Genomic DNA, 23,148 nt, shown 5'->3' with positions numbered 1-23,148 from the left:
CGGTGTGTCTGCATGGTCAGATGCGCGTATTCGATTGTCATCGTTGGCAATTCGCTATGGTCGGTGATGGAAGGGTTGGACACGAACTCAGATTTACTCCGATGCCAAGGGATTTGGGGCCGCCATGACCGGCTGGTCGCGGGTATAGCGCCGAACTTCCATCGCGGGGGGTTCCAAATTTCGGCGCCTTCGATAGAAAGGCTAGGAAAATGTCTGGCTCCACCCTTGCCGCCCGCGCCCTCGGTCGACTCTTGGCCGCGTACCGTCAACGGGCGCAGCTGAGCAGATCTGCCGCAGCGCGGGTCGTGGACACTCGATACAGACCATCGGCCGCCTGGAAGACGGTCTCAAGACCAAGGTGTCGCGGGTCTGGATCAATGCGCTCGCCGACGCGTACAACTGCGGCGACGACGAGCGCCGCCTATTGCTCGGCCTTTCCCAGGAAATGGCCTCGGCGCAGCAGAATTGGTGGCGGGCGTACGAGGATGCGATGAAGCCTCGTTTCGATTACTACCTCGGGTTGGAAGCTTCCGCCCGCCGCGTGTCCTTCTGGCGACAGGCGGACGTGCCCGGACTCTTCCAGACGCCTGCGTATCGTCGCGCGATCGAATGGACCGAGCATCCGACGATGCCACCAGAGCAGGTGGAGAGGCGCGTTGAAATGGCCATGAGGCGAAAGAACCGATTGGAAGACAAAGGGTTCGAGATCGATGTCGTCTTGTCGGAAGCTGCCCTGCACGGTCAGATCGGCGGACCGGCAGTTCTGGCCGAGCAGCTTCGATACCTGGCCGATCTGAGCCAGCTGCCGAACGTGTCGATCCGGTATGTTCCCCACCATGCTCCGGGCCATCTCGGTGCGGTGGTGGAATCCTTTGTCCTGCTGGAGTTTCCCAAACTTCCGGCAACCAGGATGGTCGAGCCGCCGGTGGTCTACATCGAAGGCTTTGTGGGAGACCTCTACCTGGAACGAGAGCCCGAGGTCCGGCGGTATCGGCATGCGTTCGGCGAGATCAGCCGAGTAGCATTGGATCCGGTCACAACCAGGCAGGTCATGTTGTCGAGAGCCAAGGAGTGCGCCGAATGAACATCGAACTGTCCGAAGCCGATTGGTTCAAATCCAGCTACAGCCATTCGGGCGGAGAATGCCTGGAAGCCGCCCACCTGAACCGCGCGAGGGTCGGAGTACGGGATTCGAAACTGGGAGACTCGAGCCCGGTGCTCGTGTTCTCCCCGGTGGACTGGGACGTGTTCAACGCCGCCGTGCGGGCCGGGAAGTTCGATCTCGGCTGACGTCCTGGGACGGTCGAGGGCTTGGTCCACGGCATTTCGAAGCCCATGCAGAGATCTATGATCGCACTAGACCTGATTACCCGGCCGCACTGTGGACACGGTTGCGAGAGTTCGGGTTACTGCGGTCCGGCGTCCGGGTGCTCGAGCTCGGCGCCGGTACCGGATTGGCGACGGGTCCGATGCTGCAGGCCGGTGCTGCTGTCACCGCTGTCGAGCCGGGGCAGGGTCTGGCCGCCCGTCTGCACCGTCGATGGCCCGAGGCGTCGGTGATCATCGACAGCGCTGAAACAGCGCCCTTGCCGTCCGCCGCCTTCGATCTGGCCGTCGCGGCGACGGCCATCCACTGGTTCGATCTCGACGTGGTGCTGCCGAGAATTCACCGCGCGCTGGTCACGGACGGTCATTTCGCGGTGTGGCGTCACGTCTTCGGCGACCCGTCGGCCGCTGCCACCCCATTCCGGCAGCGAATAGCCGAGATCGTCGCGCGTCGCGGCGACTACTCCCCGCCGCGCAGACCGGCAGACTTCGACACCGATGCGTTGGTGCGCCGTCTGACCGGCAGTGGGCACTTCGTCGCCGCTCATGTCGAACGGTTCTCCTGGACAATCGAACTGAGCACCGATCAGATCCACGATCTGTTCACCACTTTCAGCGATTGGACGGCCGCTGAAGTCGACGAGGCCGCCCGCGCGGCACACACCCTCGGCGGGCACGTACTCGAGCACTACCTCACCCCGCTGATCATTCTGAAACGCGCCGGAACTGTCCCCACCTGACCACCGGGCGGACCGGGCGCGAGGCTGTTGGGTAGTCTCGGTCCATGGGTACGTTCTGGCACTCCGTCACGCCGCCGCCGGCCGCCTGATCGGGCGCAGCGGCAGACTCTCGTTTCGCGTTCCGGCTGACCTCCGACGGCAGCCCGGATTCGTCGTGCGCCCGTTTCGATTCCTTCCCCCTTCGGAATTCGACGACGGAGTACTCGACAGTGTCCGAACACACGTCCACGCTCACCCCTGAACAGACCCCTTCAACCTCTTGGCGCGGTAGTGCGCCGATCCTCGCCGCGTCGGTGCTGTGGGGCAGCACCGGTACCGCGGCATCGCTGGCTCCAGCCGGAACATCGGCTGCCGCAATCGGTTCGGCCGGCTTGGCCCTCGGCGGATTGCTGCTGTTCGTCACCGGCCGCGGGCATCGGATGCGCGCCGCCGCGTCGGAACGATGGCTGCTGCTGCTCGGCGCGTGTGCCGTGGCGGGGTATCCGGTCACCTTCTATCCGGCCGTGGCCCGCACCGGCGTGGCCGTGGCCACGGTCATCGCCCTCGGAAGCGCACCGGTCTTCGCGGGCCTGCTGGCCTGGCTCACCGGCCGGGGCCGACCGTCCACGAGATGGTGTGCCGCCACCGGGCTGGCCGTAATCGGTTGCGCAGTACTGGTTATGGGCCCGCGATTCGGCAATGCGACCCCGATCGACCTGCCGGGCATTCTGCTCGCGGCCTGCGCGGGCCTCACCTACGCCGTCTACTCCCTGATCGGCGGCACCCTCATTACCCGCGGCCACGCCTCCGGCTCGGTCATGGGCATCATGTTCGGTCTCGCCGCCGTCCTGGTCCTGCCCGTGGTCGCAACCTCCGGCCCGATCTGGCTGACCACGCCGAGGGGCCTGGCGGTCGCCCTGCATCTCGCGTTCTTCACGACCTTCCTCGCGTACCGCCTGTTCGGTTACGGCCTGCGCCACACCACCGTCGCGTCCGCCACCACCCTGACGCTCGCCGAGCCTGCGGTCGCCGCTCTGCTCGGCGTCACCGTCGTCGGCGAGCGCCTCCCCGCGCTGTCCTGGTGCGGCCTGGTCGTCCTCGGTGCCGGTCTGGCCGCCCTGACATTCCCGGACAAGGGGTTCCGGTAGTAATCGCCGAAGAGACAACGGATATGGCGTAATGCCTTGTCGAGGTGGGTGATTCGTCGAGTTCGACTGCACGTCAGGTGCCAGGCGTCGCGAGGAGCTGTTCCGGTTCTTCACGCTGGCCCTCACCAGCGTGAACGGGCCGTGAGCTATTCATCGCCGATACCGACGCCCCGGCCGCAGCAATATCTGTTCCGGCCTGCTCGGCGGATCCCGCAGAGGTCAGCCGCAATACGGAACAGTTGAACGCGTTCCGATGGCCGATTCTCTTGCTCGTCGTGGTAATCGAGTGCACGACGGTAGATCTGCTGAATCACGCGGTCGGCGGCGTCGGCTGAACCGATCATGAGTTGGCAGAACAGCCGCAGTTGCGCGTGCAGCGCGGCGTCGTGCTGGGCGATGTCTTCCTGTTCGGACATGCCGTGGCCTGGTCAGAGTCCGAACAGCGGAAACAGCCCGGAGCCGTGGAACGCGACGATCCTGTCGATGCCCTCGGCGGTGATTGTCAATACGTGCAGTGCGTGTGGATGGTGTGCACCGTCGTGGCCGCGGGCGTACACCGCGAAGGCGGGCTGTCCATTGGCGGAGGTGGCGACCAGTTCGGCCGGACCGATCATCCGCATCTGTCTGGCCAGGAAGGCGAGGATGGTGTCGCGGCCTTCGAACCAGGCCGCGATCGGCGGCATTTCCCATCGTGCGTCTTCGGTCAATACCGCGACGAGTTGATCGACGTCCGCGGTTTCGAATGCGGTGACGTATCGGTCGAGCAGGGCGCGCTGCCGTGGTTCGTCCGGTTCGGTCAGACCGTCCTCGCTGAGCGGAACCTGGGCTCGCGCTCGCTGCAGCGCGCTGTTGACGGCCGCCGTTGTCATCTCCAGCAGTTCCGCGACCTCGGTGGTCCGCCATTGCAGCACGTCGCGCAGGATCAGCACGGCTCGTTGTCGCGGTGGTAGCTGCTGGAGTGCCCCCATCAGGGCGAGCCGCAGGGTCTGTCGTTGCACCACAACGGTTGCCGGGTCGGTCGGTGCGGCGGTGAACAGGACGTCGGGTATCGGCTGGAGCCACGACACCTCCGGGGATCGCTCGACCAGCCTGGCCTCCAGGTTCGTCTCGGGGTCGCCGAGATCGGCGGGCAGCGGCCTGCGTCTGCCTTTTTCGAGCGCTTTGAAACACGCCCGGGTCGCGATGCGGTAGAGCCAGGTGCGCAACGACGATCGGCCCTCGAACCCGTCGTAGGCCCGCCAGGCGTCGAGATAGACGTCTTGCACCACTTCTTCGGCGTCATCGGCCGAACCGAGCATGCGGTAGCAGTAGGCGAGCAACTCGCGTCGGAACGGTTCGCTCAGCCGTCCGAAATCCCCATTGCCTTTCGTGGTTTCAGTCACTGTGTGCATGATCCGCCGATCCTGCGGTGGGGGTTGTTCATAGTGATCAACAAATGGTGATGTCGGCCATGTCGATGGCGACGAGGGCAATCCGGTCGTCGCCCACGGTGGTGTAGGCCCGCCGGGTGGCCGGGATGATGATGCCGTCGATGTCGCGGTAGTCGGAGGCGTAAAGGCGTAAAGGTGTGACTCGGTGGCCGGGTCGACGATGTCGATGGCGAAATCATGGCGGCGGAGCAGCCCGTCCGGGCCGAAGCAGAACACTTGTTCACGGGTGTGGCTCTTGATGTGGTCGGGGAAGGTCACGTGGAGCCGCCGCCATATTTCACCATCGGCCTGGATGGGCGCGATCTCTTCGCAGACGAACCCCGGCCACGTGAACAGGAACGGCGTATTCAAGTACGTCCACAGTGCTTCCCCGGTGAAGTATGCGAGATGTAGGTCGTCCCACGGCGTTTGGAACTGGTGGCCGTCGAACGACCGCTCCGGGTCGTCGCGCGCGTCGACAACCGTGCCGTCGCGTTGCTGCAGGACGACCCGGTCGGGCTCGAAGCGCGACCGTCGGTCTCGACCGACGAAGTCCATGGTCAGCCGTTCCCGTGTGGTGTCCACCTCGAAGCGGATGTCCCTCAGCGCATCGCCTTTTCCCTTGACCTGCCAGAAGGCTCCGGTGATGGCGGCATCGACGCGGATCGCCCGGATCCGATTCCACCGGTCCGAACCACCGTGCGCGGCAACCGCGCTCGCGAGTAGATCGTTCATTGCCTTGCTCCTCCGTGGTGGTCAATCGACGATGATTCCGCCGGTCAGGTTGGCGACGGTTCCGGTCATCGCGGCCGCTTGGTCGGAGGCGAGGAACACCGCGACAGCTGTGAGCTCGGCCAGTGTGGTCGGGCGTTTGCGGTGGGTCATCGAGCTGACGGCGGCGGTGAATTGGTCCTTGGAGATGCCCAGCGCGTCGGCGTGCAGTCCGAACACGACGTCGATGGCCGGTGTCTCGACCATGCCTGTGGTGCGCAGGCAGATCGAGCGGACGCCGTGCTCGGCCCATTCGGCGGACAGCGCGCGGTTGAGGGCTTCCATCGCCGCCCAGCCGACGCTCATGCCGCCGACTAGGGGCAGGGGCACGCGGGCCGGTTCGGGTGTGTGCATCATGATCACTCCCGATCCCCGGGGGATCATGTGCCGTGCGGCGGATTTCGCGGTCACGAAGTGAGCCTGGGCGTATGTCGTGATGGGTCGCATGAATTCGTCGACCGGTAGGTCGGTGAGCGGGATTCCCTGCAGTCCCCGCGGTGAGATTCCGATCGCGTTGAACGACACGTCGATGCCGCCGGCGTCAGCGACGACGGCGTCGAGGTGCTCGGTGACGGATTTCTCGTCCCGGGCGTCGACCACAGCGGTCTCGACGGCTCCGCCCACGGCGGCGATTTCCTTCGCGACGGTGTTGACGATGTCTGGATTTCGCCCGGTCAGGAAGACCCTGGCGCCTGCGTGGGCGAATCCGCGAGCGACCGCGCTGCCGACCGCTCCGCCCGCGCCGTAGACGATCACGTTCTTGTTTTCCAGCAACATTTCCTACCTCCTACTCATACAGAGGCGATCGCACCGCGAAAGTCATCGGCGCCCGATAGATCGGAGAAGGAATCTTGGGCCCCGAGCAGATACGCCCGGGGCAATGCGCACTCCGGCCGGCCGGTTCCTGTTCCACGTCATCGCCGCCATGGCGAAATCACCGCCGACGACAACTCCACCGGCTGACCCGGGACTACGGCATATCCGTTGTTCTTTCGGCCAGTCCGGAGCCCCGGTACACGGTGAAAAGCGCTGCTCGCCGATCACTTCCGTCGTGTGTGGCCGGAGCGAGCCGACCGGTGCCCGAGGTGTGGTGGATCAGTCCTTGAAGTACACGAGCTGGTGGCTGGTGGCCAGTGCGGTGCCTTCTTCGGTCCACAGGTGGGCGGACTGGTCGAAGAAGCCATTGCCGAAGTGTTGTGCCCGGGCGGTCGCGAGAACGAACCGTCCGGGATCGGCGAGCGGGTCGAGTTCGGCGTGGAAGTAGACGGTGAGCGAGACGGTGCCCGCGGGGACCATCCGGCCCAGGCGCAGCATGACGCGCGGGAAGAAGATATCGCTCATCGCCGCCACGGCCGGAAAGTCCAGCGAGCGCGCGGGCGTGTCCCGAACCCACAGGGTGGAGGTGGACGTCGGGGCCGGTGCGCCGTCACCGCCCCCGGCGAACGGCCCGCGGCCCGCCACGAACCGCATCTCGTAATTCCGCAGCCACGCAGGCGATTCGGGCAGTTCCGCCACCTCGAGGGAGTCCGGTGCGGGCGCGGCGGGCGGGCTGATCTCGGTGTCGGACCAGGTCGGGCGACGCAGCGCGCACACCACGGTAGCGGTGGTGGCCACGGTGTCCTCCTGCCGCATGGTCACGACCCAGTGTTGGGTGGTGCGATTGGTCCGCACGGGCTCGGCGTCGATGGTGAACGCTCCCGTGGCGATGGGCCCGGCGTAGTTGACCGTGAGCGACAGCGGACTGCCCGCGCAACGCGGGTCGTCGAGAACGGCCCGCAGCATGGTGGCGGCCGTGATCCCGCCGAAAGGGCCCACCATGTTCGAGTACTCGGCCGCGGTGTGACCGAGAAAGCGCCCTTCCCCATCCGGCGTCAGCGCGATGGCGGTATCGAACGGGTGCTCGAGGGTTGTGGTCGACCCCAAGACGATTTCTCCTTCGAACAGTTGCGGATTCGCGCGCGAGCGCGTGGCCCTCCGTCTGGTCGGAGATCGCCCCCGCCGACCATAACGACCGTTATAGACCGATCCGGCACGGGCCCTGCGGCCGTACGGCGAGCTCCGAGGTGTGATGGCGGGAATCCCTTGCCCGCGACACGGATTCGAGACATATTGCACGCCCGGCATCTTGTGGTTATAACCAGCTTATGACGGTTGATGCCACGCTGGCCGCCCGCGGCCTCCTGCTCGATATGGACAGCACCCTCGTGAATTCCGAAGCCGTAGTGGAGTTGCTGTGGCGACGCTGGGCCACCGAGCACGGCCTGGCGGTGGCCGATGTGCTGGCCGTCGCACACGGCCGCCAGGGCTGGGCGACCATGGCCGAACTGCTGCCGGACCGTCCCGCCGAGTTGAACCGCGCCGACAACGACCGCCTGCTCGCCGAGGAAGCCACCATCGTCGACGGCGTCATACCCATCGCCGGCGCCCCAGAGTTCATGGCCGCCCTCGCCGACCTCCCGCACGCCCTGGTCACCTCCGCCAACCGCGTCCTCACCGAAACCCGGATGACCGCCGCCGGCCTACCCATCCCTCGCGTCCGCATTACCGCAGAATCGGTGACGGTGAGCAAGCCCGACCCGGAAGGTTTCCTGAAAGCCGCCGCCGAACTGGGCCTTTCAGCTGATGACTGCCTGGTCTTCGAGGACTCGCAAGCAGGCATCACCGCCGCCAAGGCGGCAGGCATGCGTGTCATCGGCGTCGGCCCCCGCGCCGCCACCCTCGACCCGACCGCCCACGTCCCCGACCTGACGCACATCCGGATCGAGCCGCTCCCCAGCGGCTCGATCGCCATTCACGTATTCGCCTGACCGGAAATGGGCTCCGGCTCAGGCGTTTTCGATCGAGGTGGGATGGCCCAGGCGGGAGTTGAAGCGGGAGTAGCCGAAGTACACGATGAGGCCGACGATCAGCCAGGCGACGAAGCGCACCCAGGTTTCCCAGGGCAGCGACCAGATCAGATAGATCGAGAATCCGATGCCCACCACCGGCACCACCGGCATGAGCGGCAGCCGGAATTCACGCGGCTCGTCGGGGCGGGTGTAGCGGAGCACGATCACCGACACGCTGACCACGATGAACGCCATCAGGATGCCGATATTGGTCAGCTCCGCAACGGTATTGATGGGCAGCAGCCCGGCCAGGATCGCCGAGCCGGCGCCCACGATCCAGGTCACCCGGGTGGGCACCTTGCGGGTGGGGTGGGTCTTGGCGAACCATTCCGGCAGCAACCCGTCGCGGCTCATGGCATACCAGACGCGGGTCACGCCCAGCATGAAGGTGAGCACCACGGTGATGATGCCGACGATGGCGCCGATGGCGATGATGTTCGCGATGCCCGGCATCCCCACGGATTTGAACGCGGTGGAGAACCCGGAGGTCGGGCTGATCTCGGTGTACTTCTGCATGCCGGTGAGCACCAGCGTGGCCAGCACGTACAGCACCATGGCGATGGCCAGCGAGTAGATGATCGCCTTGGGCAGATGCTTTTTCGCCTCGGTGGACTCCTCGGCCGCGGTGCTCATGGCGTCATAGCCGAAGACGGCGAAGAACACCGTGGCCGCGCCCGTCCACACCGCGCCGGTGCCGAACGGGAAGTACGGGTGGTAGTTCGCGCTGTCGATCTTGAACAGGCCGAGCACGATGATCAGCAGCACGATCGCCACCTTGATCCCCACCGCGACGGTCTCGAACCGTCCCACGCTCTTGATGCCGCGCGACAGCACCCAGGCGCTGCCGAGACAGAACAGGATCGCGAACACGTCCACCACATGCCCGTCCCCGGTGCCGGAGGCCCCGAGCATCCAGTGCGGCAGGGTGATTCCGATCTGATCCAGCAGGAAGTTGAAGTACCCGGACACGCCGATGGCGACCACCGCCGCCACCGCCACGTATTCGAGCAGCAGATCCCACCCGATGAACCAGCCCGCCAGCTCACCCAGCGACACATACCCGTAGGTGTAGGCCGATCCGGCCTTGGGCACCATGCCCGCGAATTCCGCGTAGCAGAGTGCGGCACAGGCACTGGCCACACCTGCGATCAGGAACGAGATGAGGACCGAGGGACCGGTCGTATTGTGTGCGACCGACCCGGCCAGGGCGAAGATGCCCGCGCCGATGATGCCGCCCACCCCGATGGCCGTCAGTTGCCACAGACCGAGGTGTTTCGACAGCCGCTCGTCCGCCGGCGTGTCGTCGTCTACCTCCGAGATCGGCTTGCGGCGCAGGATCTGGCCGCGCAACTCCGCAAAAGACATGCGGGATCCTTTCGTTCCGCTGCGCACCGCCACTCTGCGGTAACGCAGGTCACACTCGAGCTAGCTCAGCTAATCCGACCACGGCCGATGCTGTGATCGGGCGGTTGGTTAAATAAAGTTCAGAAAGCTTGTCCAACCGGCCGACGCGCACCGCCCCGGGTGCGTTCGCCGAGGCGGTGCGATCGCGGGACCGATCAGCGGCGCGCGCCCGGTCCGAACGAGCGCAGGAAGAACGCGAGATTGGCCGGGCGCTCGGCCAATCGGCGCATGAAGTAGCCGTACCACTGGTCACCGTAGGGCACATAGGTGCGCAGGTGCGCGCCCGTGGCGACCAGCCGCTGCTGCTCGTCGTCGCGGATGCCGTAGAGCATCTGGAACTCGAAGCGGTCCGGCGACCGCCGCGCCGCCCGCACGTAGTGGGCGGCAGCGTCGAGCATCACGGGGTCGTGGGTCGCCACCATGGGATAGCCCAGGCCGCGCATGAGGATGTCGAGGCAGCGCAGATAGGACGCGTCCACCTCGTCGCGGCCCTGGTACGCGACCCCGGCCGGTTCGCGATAGGCGCCCTTGCACAGGCGGATTCGTGATCCGGGACCGGACAGGTCGCGGCAGTCGCTCTCGGTGCGCAGCAGGTACGCCTGCAGCACGGTGCCCACCCAGGGGAAGTCCGCCCGCAGCGCGTGCACGATGGACAGGCTGGAATCGGTGGTGGTGTGGTCCTCGGCGTCCACGGTGACCCAGACTCCCGCCGTCGCGGCGGCGGTGCAGATCTTGTGGGCGTGTTCGAGGGCGATGGCGTGGCCGTCCCGGGGCAGCGCCTGGCCCAGGGCGGAGAGCTTGAGCGAAACCTCCAGTGGCCGTACCTCTCCCGTGGATCCGGGCACAGCACCCAGGGTTTCGAGCAGGGCCAGATAATGCGCGACGGTGGCGCGCGCCTGCGTGAGGTCGGTGGTGTCCTCGCCCAGATAGTCGAGGCTGACGTACCGCCCGGAGTCGATCAGCGTCCCGGTGGCCGCCGCGGCATCCGCCTCGGATTCCCCGGCGACGAAGCGCCGCACCATCTTCCGGGTCGATGCCAGCCCGGTCACCGTCCGTTCCACCCGTGGCGACCGCGAGGCCGCCAGCAGTGCCGGACGCAGCACGGTCGTGAACATCAGCGCTCCCCCGCTTCCGTCGCGACGGCCTGGTGCGGATACCGGTGATCGGTCGGCGGCACGAACGTCTCCTTGATGGTGCGCGCCGAGGTCCAGCGCAGCAGATTCTGCGCCGACCCGGCCTTGTCATTGGTGCCGGAGCCCCGCGACCCGCCGAACGGCTGCTGTCCGACCACCGCGCCGGTCGGCTTGTCATTGATGTAGAAATTGCCCGCCGCGTACCGAAGTCGCTCGGACGCCGTCGCGACCGCCGTCCGGTCGTCGGCGATCACCGCGCCGGTGAGTCCGTACGACGACCCGCGGTCGACCAGATCCAGCACCGCGTCGAACCCGCCCGGCGTCGCGTCGTCGTAGACGTGCACGGCCAGAATCGGCCCGAAATACTCCGTCCGGAACGCCTCGTCACCCGGATCCTCACCCAGCAGGACGGTCGGCTCGACGAAGTAACCCACACTGTCGTCGGCGCGCCCGCCGGTGAGCACGGTCAGACCGGGTGTCGCCTTGGCCCGCGCGAGGGCGTCGGCATTGCGGTCGAAGGCACGCCGATCGATCAGCGCCCCACCGAAATTCGTGAAATCGGTGACGTCGCCGTAGATCAGTTCCGACACCTTGCCCAGGAAGTCCCCGGACATGCGCGACCACACCGACTTCGGAATGAACGCCCGCGACGCCGCCGAGCACTTCTGGCCCTGGTAGTCGAACGCCCCGCGAATCAGGGCCGTGCTCAACACATCCGGATCCGCCGAACTGTGCGCGACCACGAAATCCTTGCCGCCGGTCTCGCCGACCAGCCGCGGATAGGTGTCGTAGCCGGCAATGTTCTCCCCGACCGTGCGCCACAGCCGCTGGAACGTCCCCGTCGACCCGGTGAAGTGGATGCCCGCCAGCCGCCGATCGGCCAGCACGACGGCCGACACCTCGGGACCGTGGCCGTGCACCAGATTGATCACGCCCGGCGGCAGCCCCGCCGCCTCCAGCAGCCGCATCGTCCAATAGGCCGAAAACGCCTGTGTGGGTGAGGGTTTCCACACCACCGTATTGCCCATCAGCGCCGGCGCGGTCGGCAGATTGGCCGCGATGGCGGTGAAGTTGAACGGCGTGACCGCGTACACGAACCCTTCCAGCGGCCGGTACTCCACCCGATTCCACACCCCCGGTGTGGAGATCGGCTGCCCGGCCAGGATCCCGCGCGCGAAGTGCACATTGAACCGCCAGAAATCCACCAGCTCACACGGTGCGTCGATCTCGGCCTGATACGCGGTCTTCGACTGCCCCAGCATGGTTGCCGCCGCAACCGTCTCCCGCCACGGCCCCGCCAGCAGATCCGCGGCCCGCAGGAATACCGCCGCCCGCTCGTCGAACGACAGCGCCCGCCACCCCGGCGCCGCGGCAGCCGCCGCCTCGATGGCGTCGGCCGCATCCCGCGCCTCGGCCACCGTAATGGTCCCGAGCACCGCCGAATGCCGGTGCGGCTGCACGACATCCACCACCTCCCCCGCACTCCGCCGCTCCCGCCCGCCGATCACATGCGGAATCTCGACCGGCGTCGCGGCGAGTTCGGTGAGCTCGGCCCGCAGCCGCGCGCGCTCCGGGGTGCCGGGCGCGAAGGTTCCCACCGGTTCGTTCACCGGCGGCGGCGTGACTGTCACGGCGTCCATGACAACCTCCTGGCGGATTGTGGCCCGTATCACCGGGCGAGTACGCCGAGTCAACTCCGAATCGCACCACGGATATTGAGCCGATCGGCCAAAGAACCACCGAATCTGTTGTACGTTCGGCTGAACACCGCTGACGCGCTGGTGCCCGGATCGATGGCGCTGTTCCGGCCACTGCCCGCAGGGCCGAGCGTGTCGGCGAGGCAGTACCCAGGCTTTGAATACCGGAGACAGCATGACCGCGGACGAACGCCACACCTCCACCGGTTCGCGAGCCGCCGACCGAACCGGAGTAGCGCTGCGGGAACTGCTGGGGGCACTGGGCACGACGCTCGTCGACCTGGTCGACGCACCGCTCGGGGACGAGGTGGCCATCCGGTCGGTGGCGCTGGTCGACGGTTCCGACCTGAGCTCGGAAACCGTTGCGCACGCACCCATGTCGGACATGTACCTGCACGTGGGGATCGCCGAGGCCGAGGCCGTGCGGTGGCTCGAGGAGGTCGCCCAGCGGGCACCGGCGCAACGACCCCGCGCGGTGCTGTCGAAGTCGGCGGCCGCGGCGGGCGGGTTGCGGCGGGCCGCGCTGCGGGCGGGGGTGGCGGTGGCCGGGGTGCACCCGCAAGCCCGATGGGATCACGTGTACCCGCTGATCCGGCGGATGCTGGATCGCACCGGCCCGGCCCGCGACAGCGCGGACCAGGATCTGCTGGCCGCCGACACCGACCTGTTCGGGCTGGCGCAGATCATCGCGCAGAACGCGGGCGGCATGGTCACCATCGAGGACGCGCACTCGCACGTGCTCGCCTACTCGGCCTCCAACGATGCCGCGGACCGGCTGCGGATCCAATCCATCCTGGGCCGGGAGGGGCCGCGCGAGTATCTGCGGATCCTGCAGCAGTGGGGTGTCTTCGACCGGCTGCGGCACACCGACGAGGTGGTCGACCTGCCCGCGCACGCCGAGCTCGACATCAAACACCGTCTGGCCGTGGGGATTCGGCGGCCGGGCGAGGGTAGCGCCGCCACCGTGCTCGGATCGATCTGGCTGCAGGAGGGCGAGCGGCCGTTCAAGTCCGATGCGGCCGAAGTGCTGCGGGGCGCGTCGGCGATTGCCGCGCGCATCATCTCGCGCAGCCTGGACGCACCGTCCACCGAGGCCCTGTTGATCCAGCGCCTGTTCGGCGCGCGCGGCGGCGGTGTCGATGTGCCGTCGGTGGCGAGTGCGCTGGGCATCCCGGTGACCGGCCCGGCGGCGCTCATCGGGTTCGCATCCTCCGGCGCGATTCCCGCCGCCGCGGAACTGTCGGCGCTGGGCAGCACACTTCGCCTGCGCGCGAGCGCCTTCCGACGCGACTCGCTGGCGACCCTCATCGGCGACCGCGCCTACATCCTGCTCCCCCGCTATCACTCGGCCCGCGCGGTCACCGCCTGGACCCGGCAGCTGGTCGACCAGCTGGAATCCACCGGCGCCCCGATCCTGCGCGCCGCCATCGCCGTTCCCGTCGCCGAGCTGACCGACGTCGCCCGCGCCCGCCTCGAGGTGGACCGCGTCCTGGACAGCACCGCCGCGAGCTTCCCGAAGGATCGGGTCACCACCCTCGCCGAATCCCGTACGGCCGTCCTGCTGGGCGAGATCCTCGATCTCCTCGCCGCCCGCCCCGAGCTCGAGGACCCGCGCCTGACCGCCCTGTTCGACTACGACCGCGGCCACGCCGCGCAACTCGAGGCCAGCGTCGACCACTACCTGCGCCATCACGGCGACGTACGGGCCGCGGCCACGGCGCTGCGCATCCACCCGAACACGCTGCGCTACCGCCTGCGCCGCGCCCAGGACATCACCGGCATCGACCTCGACGACCCGGCCGATCGCCTACTGCTCGAACTGCAACTGGCTCACCACCGCCGCGGTGCGGACCGCACTCGGCACCGGCCGATCCAACGCTGAGCGACCATCCAGCGCGGTGCCTGCCTATTCCGTCAGCGCCGCCTCCAGAATCGGCCACGATTCATGAAGATCTTCTTGCCAATACGGCCAGGAATGCGTGCCCAGCGGATGGAATACGACGGTGGCCGGTACACCGAGGTCCTGCAATCGCCGCTGGAACGACTCGGTACAACCGTGCACCAGATATTCCAGCACCGCACCGAAGGTCACCGCCTGCGGCATCTGCGGGCCGGTCAGTGATTCCGGTCCCGGGATCCCACTGCCTGCCGACACGTACACCGCCTTCCCGCGCAGTGCGGGCGCATTGGTGAGCGGATCGTGCGCCCGCCACGCCGGATCGGCATCGGTTCCCCACATATTCTCCGGATTTCCGCCCATCCACCTCACCGAATTCCGGATGACGAGTCTGGCGCTCGCGCTCACGGTGTCGAGACAGCCGCTGAAGGCCGCCACCCCGCGATACAGCTCCGGATGCCGGGTGGTCAGCGTGACCGCCGAGAGCGCACCCATGGACAGCCCGCCGATGACATTGCGCCCGTCGCCCCGGAACCGCGCGTCGATCAGCGGTGGCAGCTCACCGGTCAGGAAGGTCTCCCACCGCTGCGCCCCGCCGAGTGCGGGATCGGGCCGCTGCCAATCGGAATAGAAAGTGCCCCTGCCGCCGACCGGAAGCACCACGTTGACGCGCTTATCGGCGAAGAAAGACACGATGTCGGTCTTTTGTGTCCAATTCGTCTCCGCGGCACCGGAATCCACACCGTCGAGCAGATAGTAGGTCGGACGCGGCTCGTCATCGGCGGGATGCAGCACATCGACGGTGACGGTGCGGTCCATGGCGGCCGAATACACCGATATCCGCGTCCGTGCCGGATCGATATCGCGCACGCTGGAAATGGCAGATTCCGTCTGCGAATCGGCGCGCACCATACCTGCGCCGGATATCAGCAGCGCCGCCATGGCCAATGCCGCGGTCGCGGCGGTACGTATGTTGGCGGTCATTCGATGATCCATTCATCAGGTTGCGAACGGTTCGAGTGAGAGCGGAAACGAGCCCCCGTGGCGGATAATTCGAATATTAAGTGAAATTCCGATGACTCAATGGCGGCGACACCGAAGATATTTCGTTCGATGCCAGCGGAATTTCCGCGGGTGGTCAGTGATCCGGACCGGTGCACCCCGGCGGCACCAGTCGGCCGGCCAGCAGATCCTCGATCCACCCGGTGGTCAGTGGAATGGACAACGCGCCGACGATGAAGTGCTCCCCCGGGAACGGCTGCAACCGCACCCGGGCGCCTCGCGCGCACCATTCGTCGAACAGATGCTGCGCGCCCGCGAAGGGAACGAAGATCTCATTGACGCCGTGGAAGAGGAATACCGGCGCGGCCGGCGCGCTGCGGCCGGGGCGGTTCTCTTCCAGAATCCGCTGCACCGCAGGCAGTTTCAATGGATCCGGCACGACCGAGAGCTGGTCCACCCGCAGCGGCGCGATCAGCCCGAGCGCCGTCTCCTGCGAAATGCAGATATCGCGGAACATCCGCGCCAACCGCCACCCGTTGTCGTTGAACAGGCCCATCAGTTCCGGGTACTCACGCGCCAGCCCGAGCACGGCCGCCAGCAGGACCCCGGTACTCCAGTTGCCGTTCATGGCGGGCAGCAGCATCTGATAATCCGCCGGGGTCCCCCCGATGATCACGCCCGCCAACCGGATCTCCGGTGCGTAGGTCGGCGCGAGCTGCGCCGCCCAGCTGGTGGCGATCGAACCGCCCGAATAACTCGTCATCACCACCGGCGTCGCCGGCCCGAGGTCCGGCATGTTCGCGCGGGTCACGGCCCGGATGGAATCGAGCACGGCGTGCCCGCCCATCAGCCCCGCCGCGTATGCCTGCCGCGGGCCCTGGTGGTCGGGAACGACCACCGCATAGCCCTTGGCCAGAATCAACCGGATCGCCACGACATCGGCCGACACAGCCCGCTTGAGTTCCGTGGAGGGCGCACAGGACTGCCCCAGCGAGGAGATCGGAAGGTTGTACGACACCAGCGGTCTGGGGCCCGATCCCTTCCACGCCTCGTTCGGCAGCAGCAGGGTGGTCACGATGGCGACCGGCTGATCGTGGGAGTCGGTGGACCGCACCAGCAGCTGGTAGGCGCGGGCGGCGGGAAACAGGCTGTCGGTGGTACGGACCGCGAGCACGCTGCCCGGCGGGCGGGCTTCGAAACCGGGCCCGGGCGTGAAGAAGGGGTCGGTCGGTGGCGACGGCAGCACGCTGGCCGGATCGTGTGCCGGATTCAGCAGATCCGAGAGGGGATTGGCGTGCGCATGCAGTGGGAGCAGCGCTGTCACCAGCGCCACCAGCATCCATATCCGTGTGAACCGGACAGCAGCCACGAGCAGAGATCGTCACACGCCGTCCGGTGCGCGGCCCGGATTTGCCTCGGCGCGGCGGTTCGGGTCCCGCGGGAAACGCGCACAACCGACAAATCGCCGCGTCGGTCTGGCACCCTGTCCCAATGAGGTGGTCAATCGTCTTGGTCGTCGCGCTCGCGCTGGCGGCCGGGTGTGCTGCGCGGCCATCGGATTCGCCCTGGCGCGAGGTATCGCTGCCGCAGCACGGGGCGCGGGTGCTGGAGTTCGCGCCGATCGCGGGCGGCGTGCTGGCGCTGGGCTCGATCCCGGCCGGCGACGGACGCGCCCCGGCCGCCTGGTCCTCCTCCGACGGCACGCGCTGGACATCTGTCCCCGTCCGGCCCGACAGCCCGTACGGCGCACTGGCGGAACTAATTTCGGCGGGCACCGGTACGCACACCGTGGTGCTGGGTCAGGCTTTCGGTGGCGCGCACAGCAATCCGCGCATGACCATCTGGAGCGGCGACGGCCGGGGTCTCACAGAACACACCCAGGCCATGGAGATGTTCGGCGGCCCGCACGCCATCGCGGTGACCGCGGCGGCCGCGCGCGGCGGCACCGATCTGCTGGTGGGCGGCTGGGACGGCGACAACGGCCGCTACGGCGCCGCGTTCTGGACCTCCCCCGACGGCGCGGACTGGCAACGCCACGCGGACGATCCGGCGTTGTCGTCCGCACCCGGCGAACAGACCGGCGCGGCCGGGGTCGGCACCGGCGCGCAGGGCTTCGTCATCGTCGGGGAAACCTTGCGCGACAACATCCTTCGGCCCCTGGTGTGGACCTCGCCCGACGGCCTCGGATGGCAGCGCCACGAGCTGCCCGGTGCGAATGCCGTCGCCGCGCGCGTCGGCTGCGGCACTGCCGGCTGTACGGTGCTCGGCCAATCCATCGGTGCCACACCGCACGTGCTCTGCTGGCCATCGGCCGAGGCCGACCCCGTGCCCGGTCCGGGCGCGTCAACGGTCGACGTGCTGCAGGTCCTGCCGACCGCGTCGCGCGTCCTGAGTCTCGTGGCACTCGACCACGCGGTGCAGCTGGCGTCGATGACGCCGAATTGTACTGAATGGCAACAGATTTCCCTGCCGGTGAGCGCGCCCGGGGCTCGCATGGCCGCGCTGCCCGCCGGCCTGCTGCTGGCCACCACCGAGGCCGACCGCAGCAGACTCTGGCTGCATGCCCTGCCCTGACGGCAGGACACCGGTCACCTCATCACCATGCGACGGGCAGCGACCGCACCCCGTACACCATCGCGTCGTACTTGAAATCGATCTCCTCGGTCGGCACGGTCAGGCGCAGCCCCGGCACCCGCCGGAACAGCGTCTGCAGCACCATGCCGAGCTCGATGCGCGCCAGCTGCAGACCGATGCACTGGTGCCGGCCCGAGCCGAAGGCCAAGTGCTGCGCGGCATTCGAGCGCGCCAGGTCCAGGGTCTCCGGCTCGGCGAAGACCTCCGGGTTCCAGTTCGCGGTGGCCAGGTCGAACACGATCGGGTCGCCCGCGCGGATCACCTCACCGCCGATCTCGATGTCCTCGACGGCGACCCGCCGCAGCCCGGTGTCGACAATGGTCATGTAGCGGATCAGCTCGTCGACCGCATTGCCGAGCACCTGCGGGTCGTCGGTGTCGCGAATGATCGCCAGCTGCTCGGGCCGGTCGAGCAGCGCGATGACGGCCAGGGAGATCATGTTCGCGGTGGTCTCGTGCCCGGCGACCAGAATGCCGACCGTCTGCAGCGCGGCCTCCCACACCTGCAGCTCACCGTCGCGCACCAGTTCGGCGACATCGGAGAGCAGATCCTCGGCCGGGTTCTCGGTCTTGGCCTCGACCAGCTTGTTGAGGTAGCCGAGCATCTCCAGCGTCGACTGCTGCTGCTCCTCGGCGGTGGCGTTGCCGCCGAAGCCGAGTTCGGTGGCCTCCTGGAAGAACGCGTGGTCCTCGTAGGGGACGCCGAGCAGTTCGCAGATCATCAGCGACGGCACCGGCAGCGCCAGCGCCTTCATCAGGTCCGCCGAGTTGCCCTGCGCCAGCATGGCGTCGACGGTCTCGTCGATGTGCTTCTGGATATTGGGCCGCATGGCCTCGAGCCGCCTGGGGGTGAACGGCTTGGCCAGCATGCGCCGGTAGCGGGCGTGCTCCTGGCCGTCGGTGTTGAACATGGTGCGCGGGCTCATCTCCGCGACCGTCTTCATCCCCTCGTGGATGTGCGGGTAGGAGGGGTGGTGGTTGTCGGCGCTGACGCGGGCGTCGGCGAACAGCTCGCGCGCCTCGGTGTAGCCCGTGATCAGCCACGGCTGCTTGCCCTCCCAGGTCCGGACCTTGGAGATCGGGCCGGCGGCGGCGAGTTCGCGGATCTCGGCGGCGGGCGCGAACGGGCAGCTCGCGGCGCGGCGACCGGGATAGAAGGTCGGCTCGGCGGGGGTCTCGGTGCTGGACTCAGGCATGTTCGGGTCAATCCTCGATCTGGATGGCTTGCGCTGGGCAGAATTCGGCGGCCGTTCGCACGGCCGGGGCCTGCTCCGGCGCCGGATTCTCGTCGAGCAGCACGACGACACCGTCGTCGTCGCGCTGGTCGAAGACTTGGTCGGCACGCAGCACACAGTGACCGGCTGCGATGCACTTCTCTTGACTGACAGCAACTCTCATGGCGTGTCCGGCCGCGAGTCAGCCACGATCCGCGTCGGCGTCGCAGACGCGACGGACCTGCTCCCGGATCGCCTCGGTCACGCGGCCCATCAGGGCGTGACTGTTGCGGGTGGTGTCGTAGTTGACGTGAATGATGAGCCGCTCGGCGACGGTCCACACGGTCAGCTTCGGCGGCATGCCCTTGGCCATGCCGAACGCCTCATCGGCGACGAATTCGAGCCCGCCGGGGATCGAAGGTGTCTGTTCCACACCGAGATTCGCCATGCCCAGCGTGGGCTGCGCACCGAAGATCGCAGCGGTCTCCGGGTCGAACGCGCGCTGCGAGGCCCGCATGAACAGGGCCGGGAACCGGGCGTCGAGGGCGGCGCGCATGGCCACCTCGGTCGCCTTGGCCAGCTCGATCGGATCGGTGTCGGCGGCGGCGAAGACCGGGGTGGCCACCCCACCCGCGCAATTGAGCAGCGTCGACTGCGGGATCGGCTCGGCGAGCGAGGCGCGCAGATCCACCGCGTGCCCGAACACCATCGGCACCGGCCCGGAATCCGCCTCGAGCTGGCTGCGCACCGCGACCATGGCCACCCCGGTGACCAGGCTGTTGACCGAAACACCCTGCGCGCGTGCGACACCGAAGAAGGCCGCGCTCTGCACGGGGTCCACCTCGATGCGCTGGGTGGCGAACCGGCCCACCGGGTCGCCGACGCCGTCGCCGTCGCGGGGCAGCTCGAGGGGCGCGGGCACCGCGTCACCGGCGGCCGCGATACCGCGCAGCATCGCGACCAGCTCGTCGACCTCGGCCTCGGTGACACTGCCCGCCAGCAACGTATCGATGCCGTCGACCAGCGTGTTGTCCGAATTCGACGGCGGCAGTGGCGAACCCGCCAGCTGCGCGCCGTAGCGTTGCCACATGTCGTCGCGCAGCGCCAGCGCCGACCGTCCATCGCACATGCCGTGGTGCATGATCAGTACGATCTGGTCGAGACCGCCCTCACGCAGCACGTGAGCCTTGAAAAGACCGGTGCTCCAGTCCTGTTCGATGTTGACCAACCGCTGATAGCCGTCGGGACCCCACTCGGTGACCTCGAGCGGGGGCTGGTACTGTTCGCGAACCCGGAAGACCGGCTCAGCGCCGGGCTCGTGGATCATGACCGCGCGCAGCAGCGCGTGGTCGGCGGCCAATTCCGCCAGCACCCTGCGCATGACGTCGGGGTCGATCTCACCGCGCACCGTGGTCGCGACGAACAGCGGCACACCGGCTTTCGGCACGTCGCCCCAGCGAGCGTCGGGGTCGAAATGCTTGAACTCGAAGGACGACAGCGGTCGTTGACTACTCATAAAGCCCTGGCACTCCCATTGTGAAACATGCCCTTCCGACCATACACACGACGAGGACAATCGTCAGGACTGTTGTCAGGAACCGGTTCCGACCCCGAGTGTCCGAATGCCTTCCGGCACAAGAATGTTGCCTGGCCTGCCCCGATGCTATGGGTGGAGGGGATGACCACCCCGCGCGCTGAAGGCAAGGGCGCCAGCGCCTTCGAGTGCGACGCTGAACTGAAGCGAAGCTCGTTCAGAACGATCGCCATCCGCTCGATGGTCGAAATCCAGGGCACGTTCCGATTCGAGGGCTCGGTGGGCTGAACCGCACTTGCGGGGAAACCGCCCGGCGCCCCGGACGGTCCCGCACCCCAGGCGGGTGACGCACATCACTGGCCGGGATGTCACAACGCGAGGGGTCGGCGGCCACTTGTGTCGTCGAGTCGTCACCACCCCGAGGAGTAATCGACATGACCACAATCGGCATCATCATCGGCAGCACCCGGCCCGGCCGCAACGGCGAGAAGGTGGCCCGCTGGGTGCAGGCCATCGCCGCCGAACATGCTGGCGAGACAGCCGAATTCGAGCTGATCGATCTGCAGGATCACCGGCTGCCCCTGCTGGACGAACCCGTCCCGGCGGCCCGCACCCCCGGACAGCACCCGCACACCCGCCGCTTCGCCGAGCACGTCGGCTCCTGCGACGCCTTCATCTTCGTGACCGGCGAATACAACACCGCTCCCCGTCCTCCCTCACCAACTGCATCGACTACCTGCACGCCGAATGGGCCTGCAAGCCGGTCGCCTACGTCGGCTACGGCATCTACGGCGCGGTCATGGCGATTCAGAAGCTGCGCGCCCAGGCCGGTGTCCTGCGCATGGCCGATATCGGCCCCCAGCTGGCCCTGACTCTGCGCGACGACTTCGTCGCCTATACCGAATTCCGCCCCCAGCCCCCGCAAACCCCCGCCCTGCACGGCGTGATCGACGAACTCCTGGTCTGGACCCACGCCCTGACCCCACTCCGCGAACCCGCCACCATCGCCTGACCGGAGCGGGCAGACATCCTGCGCCCCAGCATGTTCGGAGCCGATGGCCGACCGGGTCATCATTACTTCGGAGGGCAACCCCGCCGGGATCCGGTGGATCCGGCGGGGGAACCACGATCGGCTGGTCGCCGCTGGCCGCGCCGATCAGAATCTGCCACGGCCAGGCCGGGTCCGGCGGGTTGTCGGGCAGCTCGGTGAGGAGGTCTGCGCTTCACCATGCCCGCGGTCACGCCGATCGGCTGACCGGTTCCGACGGCCGATTCCTTTCTCCGGTGGCGGCGGTCTACCTGGAGACAAACCGAGAAGGAGCGCTGATCGCCATGACCATTCCCACCACCATGCGAGCCCTGCGGCAGACCTCGCGGCGGGGCCCGCAGGATCTGCGTCTGATCACCGACGCACCGGTACCGGTTCCCGGTCCGGGCGAGGTCCTGATCCGGGTCGCCGCCGCCGGAGTCAACTTCGCCGACATCTCCCAGTCCCGCGGCTCCTTCCTGGGCGGACCGCGGCCACCGTACACGGCGGGGTTCGAGGCCGCCGGTGAGGTCGTCGAGGTGGGAGACGAAGTGGCCGAACCACATTCGGGAGCCTGCGTCGTCGGCGTGGGGGCCGGAGCATTCGCCGAATACGCGGTGCTGCCCGCGGCCTCGGCCGTGCCGATCCCGACCGGGTGGACCGCCGAGCAGGCACTCGGACTGGTCGTGAACTGGCCTACCGCGCTCGCCGCATTGAAACCGTTGGGCCGCATAGCCACTGGCGAGACGGTGCTGATCCACGCCGCGGCGGGCGCGACCGGCCAAGCCGCGGTCGCCATGGCCAAGCATTACGGTGCGACCGTCATCGCCGCCGCCTCGCCGGGCAAACACGAGATCGTGCGGGGACTCGGTGCCGACCACATGCTGGACTCACGGTCCGAGCAGCTCGCCGCCGAGGTCCTGGAACTGACCGGCGGCGCCGGGGCCGACCTGGTACTCGAATCCGCCGGTGGCGCGACCTTCACCGCGAGCCTCGCCGCGGCCAAACGGGTCACCGGACGGGTCGTCGTCTACGGCATGGCAGGGGGCGACAGCGCCATCACCAACTGGGAGTTGGTGTACAAGCACCAGATTCACCTCGTCGGCCTCAATATCGGCGTGCTGATCCAGGTCGCTCCTCACGTCTTCGGCGAGATCATGGCCGAAATGTTCGCGCTCATCGCCGCAGGTGTCCTCGCCCCCGCCAGACCCACCGCCCATGATCTCGCCGACGGACCGAAGGTCCTCGCGGCAATGGAATCCCGCGCCACCATGGGCAAATTGGCCCTGCTGCCCTGACCATTCCGGATACCCGCCGACCTGGGTTTCGATTCCTTCGGACCGCCG

General features: G+C 67.7%; 21 protein-coding genes and 1 pseudogene. 10 read left to right on the top strand and 12 right to left on the bottom strand.

Features of this window, described 5'->3' with window-relative positions; translation table 11 throughout:
• The first annotated feature begins 358 nt into the window (after positions 1–358).
• The 4 genes from ACFXKA_RS23380 to ACFXKA_RS23365 all read left to right on the top strand — a co-directional run bounded on the left by ACFXKA_RS23380 (position 359) and on the right by ACFXKA_RS23365 (position 3,193).
• Positions 359–1,084 (top strand): DUF5753 domain-containing protein, encoded by a 726-nt coding sequence (locus tag ACFXKA_RS23380; protein ID WP_379428884.1) that lies wholly within the window; start codon positions 359–361, stop codon positions 1,082–1,084.
• Complete coding sequence (locus ACFXKA_RS23375; protein ID WP_354832535.1) at positions 1,081–1,290, top strand: DUF397 domain-containing protein; 210 nt, start codon at positions 1,081–1,083, stop codon at positions 1,288–1,290. The genes ACFXKA_RS23380 and ACFXKA_RS23375 overlap by 4 nt, the downstream gene beginning before the upstream one ends.
• Positions 1,291–1,391: 101 nt before the next feature.
• Complete coding sequence (locus ACFXKA_RS23370) at positions 1,392–2,066, top strand: class I SAM-dependent methyltransferase (RefSeq protein WP_379428883.1); 675 nt, start codon at positions 1,392–1,394, stop codon at positions 2,064–2,066.
• A gap of 209 nt (positions 2,067–2,275) precedes the next feature.
• Positions 2,276–3,193 (top strand): DMT family transporter, encoded by a 918-nt coding sequence (locus ACFXKA_RS23365; RefSeq protein ID WP_379428882.1) that lies wholly within the window; start codon positions 2,276–2,278, stop codon positions 3,191–3,193.
• Between the two features lie 146 nt (positions 3,194–3,339).
• On the opposite strand, the gene ACFXKA_RS23360 is transcribed toward ACFXKA_RS23365, so the two are convergent.
• The 4 genes from ACFXKA_RS23360 to ACFXKA_RS23345 form a co-directional block, all read right to left on the bottom strand.
• Positions 3,340–3,609: a hypothetical protein gene (locus ACFXKA_RS23360; RefSeq protein ID WP_379428881.1), complete on the bottom strand. Its 270-nt coding sequence runs from the start codon at positions 3,607–3,609 to the stop codon at positions 3,340–3,342.
• Between the two features lie 12 nt (positions 3,610–3,621).
• Entirely contained in the window at positions 3,622–4,584 is a 963-nt protein-coding gene (locus ACFXKA_RS23355; RefSeq protein WP_379428949.1) for a sigma-70 family RNA polymerase sigma factor, read from the bottom strand.
• A gap of 774 nt (positions 4,585–5,358) precedes the next feature.
• Positions 5,359–6,150 carry an SDR family NAD(P)-dependent oxidoreductase gene (locus ACFXKA_RS23350; RefSeq protein WP_379428880.1) on the bottom strand — a complete coding sequence of 264 codons (792 nt, stop codon included), beginning with the start codon at positions 6,148–6,150 and terminating at the stop codon, positions 5,359–5,361.
• A gap of 318 nt (positions 6,151–6,468) precedes the next feature.
• Complete coding sequence (locus ACFXKA_RS23345; protein WP_379428879.1) at positions 6,469–7,296, bottom strand: acyl-CoA thioesterase; 828 nt, start codon at positions 7,294–7,296, stop codon at positions 6,469–6,471.
• A 221-nt stretch (positions 7,297–7,517) separates the two neighbouring features.
• Between ACFXKA_RS23345 and ACFXKA_RS23340 the strand changes: the two genes are divergently transcribed.
• Positions 7,518–8,180, top strand: coding sequence for an HAD-IA family hydrolase (locus ACFXKA_RS23340; protein WP_379428878.1), 663 nt, complete (start codon positions 7,518–7,520; stop codon positions 8,178–8,180).
• An 18-nt stretch (positions 8,181–8,198) separates the two neighbouring features.
• Here ACFXKA_RS23340 and ACFXKA_RS23335 read toward each other — a convergent pair whose 3' ends face one another.
• The 3 genes from ACFXKA_RS23335 to pruA form a co-directional block, all read right to left on the bottom strand.
• Positions 8,199–9,626: an amino acid permease gene (locus ACFXKA_RS23335; protein WP_379428876.1), complete on the bottom strand. Its 1,428-nt coding sequence runs from the start codon at positions 9,624–9,626 to the stop codon at positions 8,199–8,201.
• Positions 9,627–9,820: 194 nt separating this feature from the next.
• The gene (locus ACFXKA_RS23330) at positions 9,821–10,780 is read right to left on the bottom strand and encodes a proline dehydrogenase family protein (protein WP_379428875.1); all 960 of its coding nucleotides are present in this window, start codon (positions 10,778–10,780) and stop codon (positions 9,821–9,823) included.
• On the bottom strand, positions 10,780–12,438 hold the full coding sequence (gene pruA, locus ACFXKA_RS23325) for an L-glutamate gamma-semialdehyde dehydrogenase (RefSeq protein WP_379428874.1): 1,659 nt from the start codon (positions 12,436–12,438) through the stop codon (positions 10,780–10,782). The genes ACFXKA_RS23330 and pruA overlap by 1 nt, the downstream gene beginning before the upstream one ends.
• 232 nt (positions 12,439–12,670) lie before the next feature.
• On the opposite strand from pruA, the gene ACFXKA_RS23320 reads away from it, so the two are divergent.
• Complete coding sequence (locus tag ACFXKA_RS23320) at positions 12,671–14,377, top strand: PucR family transcriptional regulator (RefSeq protein WP_379428873.1); 1,707 nt, start codon at positions 12,671–12,673, stop codon at positions 14,375–14,377.
• A 24-nt stretch (positions 14,378–14,401) separates the two neighbouring features.
• On the opposite strand, the gene ACFXKA_RS23315 is transcribed toward ACFXKA_RS23320, so the two are convergent.
• Both ACFXKA_RS23315 and ACFXKA_RS23310 read right to left on the bottom strand, forming a co-directional pair.
• Complete coding sequence (locus ACFXKA_RS23315) at positions 14,402–15,376, bottom strand: alpha/beta hydrolase (protein WP_379428871.1); 975 nt, start codon at positions 15,374–15,376, stop codon at positions 14,402–14,404.
• A 154-nt stretch (positions 15,377–15,530) separates the two neighbouring features.
• Complete coding sequence (locus tag ACFXKA_RS23310) at positions 15,531–16,763, bottom strand: lipase family protein (RefSeq protein ID WP_379428869.1); 1,233 nt, start codon at positions 16,761–16,763, stop codon at positions 15,531–15,533.
• Positions 16,764–16,885: 122 nt separating this feature from the next.
• Between ACFXKA_RS23310 and ACFXKA_RS23305 the strand changes: the two genes are divergently transcribed.
• A complete protein-coding gene (locus ACFXKA_RS23305; RefSeq protein WP_379428868.1) occupies positions 16,886–17,968 on the top strand; it encodes a hypothetical protein in 1,083 nt (360 codons plus the stop codon).
• A gap of 22 nt (positions 17,969–17,990) precedes the next feature.
• Here the strand turns inward: ACFXKA_RS23305 and ACFXKA_RS23300 are convergent, their stop codons facing one another.
• Genes ACFXKA_RS23300 through ACFXKA_RS23290 form a run of 3 tightly spaced genes read right to left on the bottom strand, consistent with a single transcriptional unit; the run spans position 17,991 to position 20,757 of the window.
• Positions 17,991–19,235, bottom strand: coding sequence for a cytochrome P450 (locus tag ACFXKA_RS23300; RefSeq protein WP_379428948.1), 1,245 nt, complete (start codon positions 19,233–19,235; stop codon positions 17,991–17,993).
• A complete protein-coding gene (locus ACFXKA_RS23295; protein WP_354832567.1) occupies positions 19,231–19,425 on the bottom strand; it encodes a ferredoxin in 195 nt (64 codons plus the stop codon). Before ACFXKA_RS23295 ends, ACFXKA_RS23300 begins: the two co-directional genes overlap by 5 nt.
• Before the next feature lie 18 nt (positions 19,426–19,443).
• Complete coding sequence (locus ACFXKA_RS23290) at positions 19,444–20,757, bottom strand: hypothetical protein (protein ID WP_379428867.1); 1,314 nt, start codon at positions 20,755–20,757, stop codon at positions 19,444–19,446.
• A 162-nt stretch (positions 20,758–20,919) separates the two neighbouring features.
• Between ACFXKA_RS23290 and ACFXKA_RS23285 the strand changes: the two genes are divergently transcribed.
• From ACFXKA_RS23285 to ACFXKA_RS23275, 3 genes and pseudogenes are all read left to right on the top strand, one after another.
• Positions 20,920–21,063 (top strand): hypothetical protein, encoded by a 144-nt coding sequence (locus ACFXKA_RS23285; protein WP_379428866.1) that lies wholly within the window; start codon positions 20,920–20,922, stop codon positions 21,061–21,063.
• A 77-nt stretch (positions 21,064–21,140) separates the two neighbouring features.
• Positions 21,141–21,787: pseudogene (locus ACFXKA_RS23280) on the top strand (NADPH-dependent FMN reductase).
• Between the two features lie 320 nt (positions 21,788–22,107).
• Complete coding sequence (locus tag ACFXKA_RS23275; RefSeq protein WP_379428865.1) at positions 22,108–23,100, top strand: zinc-binding dehydrogenase; 993 nt, start codon at positions 22,108–22,110, stop codon at positions 23,098–23,100.
• Positions 23,101–23,148 lie beyond the last annotated feature (48 nt).

Origin of the sequence: Nocardia sp. NPDC059228, assembly GCF_042754245.1 — a bacterium.
In the GTDB taxonomy this organism is placed as follows: Bacteria; Actinomycetota; Actinomycetes; order Mycobacteriales; family Mycobacteriaceae; genus Nocardia.
Note: the sequence above shows the minus strand (reverse complement) of the source record. Positions and strands in the feature narration are given on the sequence as shown.